Here is a 10,044-nt window from a genome sequence, read left to right on the forward strand (position 1 = left end):
CTCACCGTCGTGCTCGTCGCCACGCTGCTCGGCGGGGTTCCGCACATCTGGCGCGGAAGCAGCCCCACCCTGGACCACCTCGCCCGCCGCGTCCTCACCGTCGGCTTCGCCGCCGTCTGCTTCCAACCCCTCTACAGCCGGGGTGTGTTCGAGCACTGGGACGGCTCCGCCTACGCCCTGCTGCTCGTCGCGCTGCTCGTCCTGACCGCACTGTGCGACGCCGTACTGGCCGCCGCGCTCGCCCGCTCCCGCACCGGCTGGCCCTTCGGCCCGCTGCTGCGCGAGGAACTGCGCGGACTGCTCGGCATCGGGTCCGCCGTCTGCGCCACCGGAGCGGTGATGGCGCTCGCGGTCGCCGTCGCCGGACTCTGGGCGCTCCCGGTGTTCTGCCTCCCGCTGCTGCCCACCCAGTTGTCGCTGCGCCGGTACGCGGCCGTGCGCGCCACCTACCGGCAGACCATCACCTCCCTGGCCCGCGCCACCGAGATCGCCGGGTACACCCCGGCCGGCCATGCCCGCCGGGTAGCCGTCCTCAGCCTGGCGGTGGGCCGGGATCTCGGGCTCACCGGCCCCGAGCTGACCGTGCTGGAGCACGCGGCGCTGATGCACGACATCGGCCAGCTCAGCCTGGTCGACCCGGTCCCCGCGGGCGCCACCGCCGGGCTGCCCGGCGAGGAGCAGCGCCGTATCGCCCTGCTCGGCGGGGCCGTGGTCCGGCAGACCGGGGTGGCCGCGGCCGTCGCCGTGGTCGTGGAGCGGCAGGCCGACCCCTACCGGGACCAGCCGGTGGCCGCACGCATCGTGCGCGCGGTCAACGCCTACGAGGAGAAGTCCCGCGAGGCCGGGGTGGAGGGCCCCTTGCGCGCACTGGAGGAACTGCGGCTGGCCACGGCCGGGGACTACGCCCCCGAGGTGGTGGAATCGCTGGCGCGGGTCCTGTCCCGCGACTGTCTGACCCTGCCGGTTGCTGGGTAACCGATGGGTAATGAGCGCCTCTCCCGCGTGACGTGGTTGGATGCGAGAGAGAGGCAGTCCGGGGGCAAGAGCCAGCCCACTGAGCGGAACGGAACTGGCAGGCGGGAATCGTGAGGATCTTCGGCAAGGTACGGAACCGGCCCTCCGCCTCCTGGCGGCAGGCCACCGACCGGGCGTTTACGCTCATCGGCGACGGCCGGTACGAGGACGCGGGCGAACTGCTGACCCGCGCCGCCGATCTGGAGCCCTGGCTCGCCGAGTCCTGGTTCAACCTGGCCCTGCTGCACAAGTTCCGGCACGACTGGGAGCAGGCCCGCGCCGCCGGGCTGCGCGCCGTCGCCCTGCTGGACCGGGAGACCGGCGCGCCCGACTGGTGGAACGTCGGCATCGCCGCCACGGCGCTCCAGGACTGGCCGCTGGCCCGCCGCGCCTGGCAGGCGTACGGACTGAAGGTGCCCGGCGGCGCCACCGCGCTCGGCGAGCCGCTCGGCATGGAGCTGGGCAGCGCGGCCGTACGGCTCTCCCCGGAGGGTGAGGCCGAGGTGGTCTGGGGACGCCGGCTGGACCCGGCGCGGATCGAGGTGCTGTCCATCCCGCTGCCGTCCTCGGGGCGGCGCTGGGGCGAGGTCGTGCTGCACGACGGTGTCCCGCACGGCGAGCGCACCACGTCCACCGGGCACTCCTATCCGGTCTTCGACGAGATCGAGCTGTGGGCGCCGTCGCCCGTGCCGACCTGGGTGGTGCTGCTGGAGGCGGCGACCGAGGCGGACCGGGACGCGCTGGAGCAGCTGGCCGCCGACGCGGGGTTCGCGGCGGAGGACTGGTCCTCTTCCGTGCGGCTGCTGTGCCGGATGTGTTCGGAGTCGCGGATGCCGTCCGACGAGGGGGAGGGTGTGCATCTCGACCCCCACGATCACAGCGAGCCGGGTCACCCCGGTCCGCTGGGGCACCGGACGGACGGCCAGCTGTGGGTGCCGGAGCGGGAGTGCGGGATCGCCGCGCCGGCTTCGCTGGTCCGGGGGTTGCTGGACGGGTGGGTCGCGGACAGTCCGGACTCGCGGGACTGGCGGGATCTCGAAGAGGTCTGCTGACCGGCGCTGCCCGGTGGCGGTCCGTCGTGGTCGAGCGAGCCCGCGAATGGACACAGACCCGCGCCCCTGACCGGGCGCTACCCGTACCCTGTATCAGCATTCACCCCCCAGTTTTTGTGCAGGAAGGCGTCACTCGGTCATGGCTCAGCAGGACACCGATCACCAGCACGCGGGCGTGCTCCCCGTCGATGACGAGGGCTATGTCGTCGACACGGAGGACTGCGAGGAGCGCGAGACCGGCTGGCGCGAGCGCGGGACCTCGCGGCCGATCACGGTCGTCGGGAACCCGGTGCTGCACAAGGAGTGCGCGGACGTCACTGAGTTCGGCCCCGAGCTGGAAGAACTGATCGCGGACATGTTCGCCAGCCAGCGCACCGCCGAGGGCGTGGGCCTGGCCGCCAACCAGATCGGCGTGAGCCGGAAGGTCTTCGTCTACGACTGCCCCGACGACGACGGCGTCCGCCACACCGGCGTGGTCGTCAACCCCAAGCTGGTCGAACTCCCCGCCGCCGCCCGCCGTCTGGACGACAGCAACGAGGGCTGCCTGTCCGTGCCCACCGCGTACGCGCCGCTCGCGCGCCCCGATTACGCCGAGGTGACCGGGCAGGACGAGAAGGGCAACCCCATCAAGGTGCGCGGCACCGGCTACTTCGCCCGCTGCCTCCAGCACGAGACCGACCACCTGTATGGCTACCTCTACATCGACCGCCTCTCCAAGCGGGACCGCAAGGACGCGCTGCGGCAGATGGCCGAGAACGAACCGCGCTACGACGTGGTCGCCAACGACTGACGGGGTCGCGCGGAACCAGCGCCACCGCACCGAACAGCCACGACGCCCGGCCGGAGACCATTCCGGCCGGGCGTCGCGGCTGTTCGTTCATCTGTTCGCCGAAAGAAACCCGGCGACTTGGGGTAGTGAAAGGAGCAAATCCGTTCCCCAGGCGGTCAGTTGTAGTGCTGAATAGGGGTGCGGGGATACGCAACGGCGCACGCCCGGCACGGCAGGGAGGGGCGTGTGCTCCTGGCGGTCGAGAGGGGACTGTTCGTGCATGCTTTCTCAAGCGGCGCCACATCGGCGACGGCGGTCGCGGTACCACCTTCCCTCGCGCTCCCGGTGATCGAGGACGCCTTTCCCCGTCGGCTGCACCCGTATTGGCCGCGGCTCCAGGAGAACACCCGGCGGTGGCTGCTGGAAAAACGGCTGATGTCCCCGGACAAGGTCCGCGAGTACGCCGACAACCTGTGCTACACGGACCTGATGGCCGGCTACTACCTGGGCGCCCCCGACGACGTCCTGCAGGCCATAGCCGACTACAGCGCGTGGTTCTTCGTCTGGGACGACCGGCACGACCGTGACATCGTGCACGGCCGGCCCGAGGACTGGCGGCGGCTGCGGCAGCGCCTCCATACGGCGCTCGACGCACCCGAGGACCATCTGCACCACCAGGACGCGCTGGTGGCCGCTTTCGCGGACAGCGTGCTGCGGCTCTACGCGTTCCTGCCGGCCGCCTGGAACCAGCGGTTCGCCCGGCACTTCCACGAGGTGATCGAGGCGTACGACCGGGAGTTCGCGAACCGGGTCGCGGGCCGGGTGCCCGGTGTCGAGGAGTACCTCGCGCTACGGCGGCTCACCTTCGCGCACTGGATATGGACCGACCTCCTCGAACCGAGCGCCGGATGCCAACTCCCGGACACGGTACGGAAGAACCCGGCCTTTCGGCGCGCGGCCCTGCTGAGCCAGGAATTCGCCGCCTGGTACAACGACCTCTGCTCGCTGCCGAAGGAGATAGCGGGCGACGAGGTGCACAATCTCGGAATAAGTCTCATCACCCATTCCGGGCTCACCCTCGAAGAAGCCGTCGAAGAACTCAGGCGGCGCATCGAGAACTGCATCGCCGAATTCATCGAGGCCGAGCGCGAAGCGCTGGAGTTCGCCGGGGAACTCGACGACGGCACCGTACGCGGAAAGGAACTGAGCGCCGCCGTACGGACCTGCGTCGGCAATATGCGGAACTGGTTCAGCACCGTCTACTGGTTCCACCACGAGTCCGGCCGCTACATGGTCGACACCTGGGAGGACCGGTCCACACCCCCGTACGTCAACAACGAAGCGGCAGGTGAGAAATGACCGTCGACGCCGTCAATCCCGAGACGCGGGAAGTGGCCGATTTGAAGGAGCCGCCCCTCGCCGGGGGCGCCGTCCCGGTGCTCGGGCACGGCCTGAAACTGGCCCGCGACCCGCTCGGGTTCATGTCCCAGCTGCGCGACCACGGCGAAGTGGTGCGCCTGAAGCTGGGCCCCAAGACGGTGTACGCCGTCACCGCGCCGGCGCTCACCGGCGCACTCGCGCTGAGCCCCGACTACAAGATCGACGGACCGGTGTGGGAGTCGCTGGAGGGGCTCCTCGGCAAGCAGGGCGTGGCCACCGCCAACGGCCCGCTGCACCGGCGGCAGCGCCGCACCATCCAGCCCGCGTTCCGGCTCGCCGCGATCCCCGCCTACGGACCGATCATGGAGGAGGAGGCGCACGCCCTCACCGAGCGCTGGCGGCCCGGCGTGCCCGTCGACGCAACCGCCGAGTCCTTCCGGGTCGCGGTGCGCATCGCGGCCCGCTGCCTGCTGCGCGGCCAGTACATGGACGAGTGCGCGGAACGGCTCAGCACCGACCTCGCCACCGTGTTCCGGGGCATGTACCGGCGCATGGTGCTGCCGCTGGGACCGCTGTACCGGCTGCCGTTCCCGTCCAACCTCGAATTCAACCGGGCACTGGCCGATCTGCATCTGCTGGTGGACGAGATCGTCACCGAGCGAAGGGCGTCCGGTCAAAAGCCGGACGATTTGCTGACGGCTTTGCTGGAGGCGAAGGACGACAATGGCGACCCCATCAGCGAACAGGAGATCCACGACCAGGTCGTCGCCATACTCACGCCCGGAAGCGAGACAATCGCCTCCACGATCATGTGGCTCCTGCAGATCCTCGCGGACCATCCCGAGCACGCGGAGAAGGTGCGCGCGGAAGTTGAATCGGTAACCGGTGGCGCGCCGGTCGGATTCGAGCACGTACGCAGGCTGAGCCACACCAACAATGTCGTCGTCGAGGCCCTCCGACTGCGGCCCGCCGTATGGATATTGACGCGTCGCGCGCTCACCGACACGGCCCTCGGCGTCTATCGCATTCCGGCCGGGGCGGACATCATCTACAGCCCCTACGCGATTCAGCGCGACGCCCGCTCCTACGCACGCCACCTCGACTTCGACCCCGACCGGTGGCTGCCGGAGCGGGCCGAGGAGGTGCCGAAGTACGCCATGAGCCCCTTCAGCGTCGGCAACCGCAAGTGCCCCAGCGACCACTTCTCCATGGCCCAGCTGAGCCTGATCGTCGCGGCGATATCGGCGAAGTACCGGTTCCGTCAGGTCGAGGACTCGGACGCCACGACCCGCGTGGGCATCACCCTGCGTCCGCACCGGCTGCTGGTCGAGCCCGTGGAGTGGTGAGGAGCGACGCGCCCGGACCGGCGTGCGTTCAGGCGGCCCTAGGGCCCCGGAACGCACGCCGGTAGGCGTTCGGGGTGGTGCCGAGCGCCCGGACGAACTGGTGGCGCAGCGCGGCCGCGTTGCCGAACCCGGTCCGCCAGGCGATCGAGTCCACCGTCTCGTCGGTCCCCTCCAGCAACCGCTGGGCCAGCAGCACCCGTTGGCGCAGAATCCAGCGGTACGGGGTGGTGCCGGTCTCCTGCTGGAACCGGCGGGCGAAGGTGCGCGGGGACATGTGGGCGCGGGCGGCGAGCTGCTCGACGGTGACCTCCTGGTCGAGGTGCTCCTCCATCCACACCAGCACCTCGCCCACGGTGTCGCAGGGCCCCTTGGGCAGCGGGCGCTCGATGTACTGGGCCTGGCCGCCGTCTCGGTGCGGGGGCACCACCATCCGGCGGGCGATCTTGTTGGCGACCTCGGGCCCCTGCTCCTTGCGTACCAGGTGGAGGCAGGCGTCGATCCCGGCCGCCGTGCCGGCCGAGGTGATCACCGGGTCCTCGTCGACGTAGAGCACGTCCGGCTCCACCGTGACGCGCGGGTGACGCCGGCTCAGTTCCCCGGCGTTGTGCCAGTGCACCGCGCACCGGCGCCCGTCCAGCAGCCCGGCCTCGGCCAGCACGAAGACCCCGGTGCACACGCTGAGCACCCGCGCGCCGCGGGCCACGGCCCGGCGCAGCGCGTCCAGCAGGGCGGGGGGATAGTCACGGGAGGTGTAGGAATCGCCGGCCGGGACGGCGATCAGATCGGCCTCCTCCAGCCGCTCCAGACCGTGCGGGGTGGAGACGGTGAAGCCGCAGTGGGTGCGCAGGGTGGACCCCTCCGCCGAGGCCACGGCGAAGTCGTAGACCGGCAGTCCGTCGTCACTGCGGTCGATGCCGAACACCTCGCACACCACCCCCAGCTCGAAGGGGTGCACTCCGTCCAGCAGGACCGCGACCACGTTCTTCAGCATGCTGCCAGTGTGCCTCGGCGCTGGCAGGAATTCGAGGGCCTGCGGCAGTCCTGCCAGTGTTGGACAGGAGCGTTCAGCGCGAGGCTGATGACATGAACGGAAACCAGATCGAAGGTCTCATCGGAATGGCCGCCACTCTCGGCATCCTGGTCCTCCTGGTCCTGCCCTCGGTGATCGGCATCGTGCGCGAACGGCGCGTCGACCGACAGCTCGGGCAGGCCCAGAAGGACCGCGGAAAGGAGGCTCCGACGGCTCAGAAGTCCTCGTCCAGGTCCACGGTGCCCTCCACCGCGACCTGGTACGCCGACGGACGGCGCTCGAAGAAGTTCGTCAGCTCCTGAACACCCTGCAGCTCCATGAAGGAGAACGGGTTCTCCGAGCCGTACACCGGGGCGAAGCCGAGGCGCGTGAGGCGCTGGTCGGCGACGCATTCCAGGTACTGCCGCATCGACTCGGTGTTCATGCCGGGCAGGCCGTCACCGCACAGGTCGCGCGCGAACTGCAGCTCGGCCTCGACGGCCTCCCGGAGCATGTCCTTCACCTCCTGCTCGAGCTGGTCGTCGAACAGCTCCGGCTCCTCCTTGCGGACGGTGTCGACCACGTCGAAGGCGAACGACATGTGCATCGTCTCGTCGCGGAACACCCAGTTGGTGCCGGTGGCGAGGCCGTGCAGCAGGCCCCGGCTGCGGAACCAGTAGACGTACGCGAAGGCGCCGTAGAAGAACAGGCCCTCGATGCACGCGGCGAAGCAGATCAGGTTCAGCAGGAACTTGCGGCGGTCCGCCTTGGTCTCCAGCCGGTCCAGCTTGTCGACCGAGTCGATCCACTTGAAGCAGAACTCGGCCTTCTCCCGGATGGAGGGGATGTTCTCCACCGCAGCGAAGGCGTCCGCGCGGTCCTCCGGGTCGGGCAGGTAGGTGTCGAGCAGCGTCAGATAGAACTGGACGTGCACGGCCTCCTCGAAGAGCTGCCGGCTCAGGTAGAGCCGCGCCTCGGGGGAGTTGATGTGCTTGTACAGCGTCAGCACCAGGTTGTTCGCCACGATCGAGTCACCCGTGGCGAAGAACGCCACCAGGCGGCCGATCAGGTGCTGCTCCTCGGGGGAGAGCTTCGCCAGGTCGGCGACGTCCGAGTGGAGGTCGACCTCCTCGACGGTCCAGGTGTTCTTGATCGCGTCCCGGTAGCGCTCGTAGAAGTCCGGGTAGCGCATGGGGCGGAGAGTCAGCTCGAAGCCGGGGTCGAGCAGGTTCTTCTCGGTCATCACTGGCAGGCCTCGCAGGACTCGGGGTTTTCCAGGGAGCAGGCGACGGCGTCGGGGTCGGCCGCCTGCTGGACGGGGATGGTCTTGGTCTCCTGGGCACGGCCCGCCGCACGGGCGATCCGGGTCGCCGGGCGCGAACGCAGGTAGTACGTGGTCTTCAGACCCGACTTCCAGGCGTAGGAGTACATCGAGGAGAGCTTGCCGATGGTCGGCGTCTCCAGGAACAGGTTCAGCGACTGCGCCTGGTCGAGGAACGGGGTACGGGCGGCGGCCATGTCGATCAGACCGCGCTGCGGGATCTCCCAGGCCGTGCGGTACAGGTTCCGCACGTGCTCGGGAATCCAGGCGAAGCCCTGCACCGAGCCGTTGGCCTCGCGCAGCTCCTCACGGGTGCGGGCGTCCCACACGCCGAGGTTCTTCAGCTCCTGCACCAGGTACGCGTTGACCTGGAGGAACTCGCCCGACAGCGTCTCGCGCTTGAACAGGTTGGACACCTGCGGCTCGATGCACTCGTACACGCCCGCGATGGAGGCGATGGTGGCCGTCGGCGCGATCGCCAGCAGCAGCGAGTTGCGCATGCCGACCTCGGCGATCCGGGCGCGCAGCGCGGCCCAGCGCTCCGGCCAGGTCAGCTCGACGCCGTAGTGGTCGGGGTGCAGCACGCCCCGGGCGGTACGGGTCTGCTCCCAGGCGGGGAGCGGGCCGTTGCGCTCGGCGAGGTCGGCGGACGCCTCGTAGGAGGCCAGCATGATGCGCTCGGCGATCCGCGTGGACAGCGCCTTCGCCTCGGGGGAGTCGAAGGGGATACGCAGCTTGAAGAAGACGTCCTGGAGGCCCATCGCGCCGAGGCCCACCGGGCGCCACTTGGCGTTGGAACGGCCCGCCTGCTCGGTCGGGTAGAAGTTGATGTCCACGACCCGGTCGAGGAAGGTCACGGCGGTGCGGACGGTCTCGTCCAGCCGCTCCCAGTCGATGTCCCCGTCGGCCACGAAGGCGCCCAGGTTCACCGAGCCGAGGTTGCAGACCGCGGTCTCCCCGTCGTCGGTGACCTCCAGGATCTCCGTGCACAGGTTGGAGGAGTGGACCACGTTGCCCGGCAGCGCCGTCTGGTTGGCGGTGCGGTTGGCGGCGTCCTTGAAGGTCATCCAGCCGTTGCCGGTCTGCGCGAGGGTGCGCATCATGCGGCCGTACAGCTCGCGGGCCGGCATGGACTTCTTCGCCAGGCCCGCCTCCTCGGCCTTGCGGTAGGCCGCGTCGAACTCCGGGCCCCACAGGTCGACCAGCTCGGGCACGTCCGCCGGGGAGAACAGCGACCAGGACTCGTCGGCGTTGACCCGGCGCATGAACTCGTCCGGAATCCAGTGCGCGAGGTTCAGGTTGTGCGTACGGCGCGCGTCCTCACCGGTGTTGTCGCGCAGCTCCAGGAACTCCTCGATGTCGGAGTGCCAGGTCTCCAGGTACACCGCGGCCGCGCCCTTGCGCCGGCCGCCCTGGTTCACCGCGGCCACCGAGGCGTCCAGCGTCTTCAGGAACGGGACGATGCCGTTGGAGTGGCCGTTGGTGCCCCGGATCAGCGAACCCCGGCTGCGGATGCGGGAGTACGAGAGGCCGATGCCGCCGGCGTGCTTGGAGAGGCGGGCGACCTGGTGGTAGCGGTCGTAGATCGAGTCCAGCTCGTCCAGCGGGGAGTCCAGCAGGTAGCAGGACGACATCTGGGGGTGCCGCGTACCGGAGTTGAACAGGGTGGGGGAGGAGGGCAGGTAGTCCAGGCGGCTCATCAGGCCGTACAGCGCGGCCACTTCGTCCACGGCGGGGGCGCTGTCGTTCTCGGCCAGACCGCTCGCCACGCGCAGCATGAAGTGCTGGGGGGTCTCGATCACCTTGCGGGTGATGGGGTGGCGGAGCAGGTAGCGGCTGTACAGGGTGCGCAGGCCGAAGTAGCCGAACCGGTCGTCGGCGCCGGTGTCGATCAGGGCGTCCAGCCGGGCGGCGTGCAGCGCCACGAAGTCGGCGGTGCGGTCGGCGACCAGGCCCTCGCGGTGGCCCACGGCCACCGACTCGGTGAAGCGGGTCACGCCCTGCGAGGCGGCCTCGGCGCGGATGGAGAGCGTGAGCAGCCGGGCGGCCAGCCGGGAGTACGCGGGGTCCTCCGAGATCAGACCGGCGGCGGCCTCGGTGGCCAGCTCGCGCAGCTCCGCCTCGTCGGCGCGCGCCGACCGGCCGCGCAGCGC

Annotated in this window: 8 protein-coding genes; 5 read left to right on the forward strand and 3 right to left on the reverse strand. The window is 70.1% G+C overall.

Annotation, left to right across the window (positions count from 1 at the left end; translation table 11 throughout):
* The 5 genes from GT030_RS05080 to GT030_RS05100 all read left to right on the forward strand — a co-directional run.
* On the forward strand, positions 1 to 975 hold a 975-nt coding region (locus GT030_RS05080), incomplete at its 5' end, for a metal-dependent phosphohydrolase (RefSeq protein WP_161200031.1).
* 110 nt (positions 976 to 1,085) lie between these two features.
* A complete protein-coding gene (locus GT030_RS05085; protein ID WP_030807439.1) occupies positions 1,086 to 2,066 on the forward strand; it encodes a hypothetical protein in 981 nt (326 codons plus the stop codon).
* A gap of 139 nt (positions 2,067 to 2,205) precedes the next feature.
* Entirely contained in the window at positions 2,206 to 2,856 is a 651-nt protein-coding gene (def, locus tag GT030_RS05090; RefSeq protein WP_161200032.1) for a peptide deformylase, read from the forward strand.
* A gap of 255 nt (positions 2,857 to 3,111) precedes the next feature.
* Positions 3,112 to 4,194 (forward strand): epi-isozizaene synthase, encoded by a 1,083-nt coding sequence (gene cyc1 / locus GT030_RS05095; RefSeq protein ID WP_346009570.1) that lies wholly within the window; start codon positions 3,112 to 3,114, stop codon positions 4,192 to 4,194.
* Entirely contained in the window at positions 4,191 to 5,561 is a 1,371-nt protein-coding gene (locus GT030_RS05100; RefSeq protein ID WP_161200033.1) for a cytochrome P450, read from the forward strand. Before cyc1 ends, GT030_RS05100 begins: the two co-directional genes overlap by 4 nt.
* A gap of 28 nt (positions 5,562 to 5,589) precedes the next feature.
* Here the strand turns inward: GT030_RS05100 and GT030_RS05105 are convergent, their stop codons facing one another.
* From GT030_RS05105 to GT030_RS05120, 3 genes are all read right to left on the reverse strand, one after another.
* The gene (locus GT030_RS05105; RefSeq protein ID WP_161200034.1) at positions 5,590 to 6,552 is read right to left on the reverse strand and encodes a helix-turn-helix domain-containing protein; all 963 of its coding nucleotides are present in this window, start codon (positions 6,550 to 6,552) and stop codon (positions 5,590 to 5,592) included.
* 253 nt (positions 6,553 to 6,805) lie between these two features.
* Positions 6,806 to 7,813 carry a ribonucleotide-diphosphate reductase subunit beta gene (locus GT030_RS05115; protein WP_161200036.1) on the reverse strand — a complete coding sequence of 336 codons (1,008 nt, stop codon included), beginning with the start codon at positions 7,811 to 7,813 and terminating at the stop codon, positions 6,806 to 6,808.
* The coding region (locus GT030_RS05120) for a ribonucleoside-diphosphate reductase subunit alpha (RefSeq protein ID WP_161200037.1) at positions 7,813 to 10,044 on the reverse strand (2,232 nt) is incomplete at its 5' end. The genes GT030_RS05120 and GT030_RS05115, both read right to left, overlap by 1 nt.

The organism is Streptomyces sp. SID1328, from assembly GCF_009865595.1.
Taxonomy (GTDB): Bacteria; Actinomycetota; Actinomycetes; order Streptomycetales; family Streptomycetaceae; genus Streptomyces; species Streptomyces griseoluteus.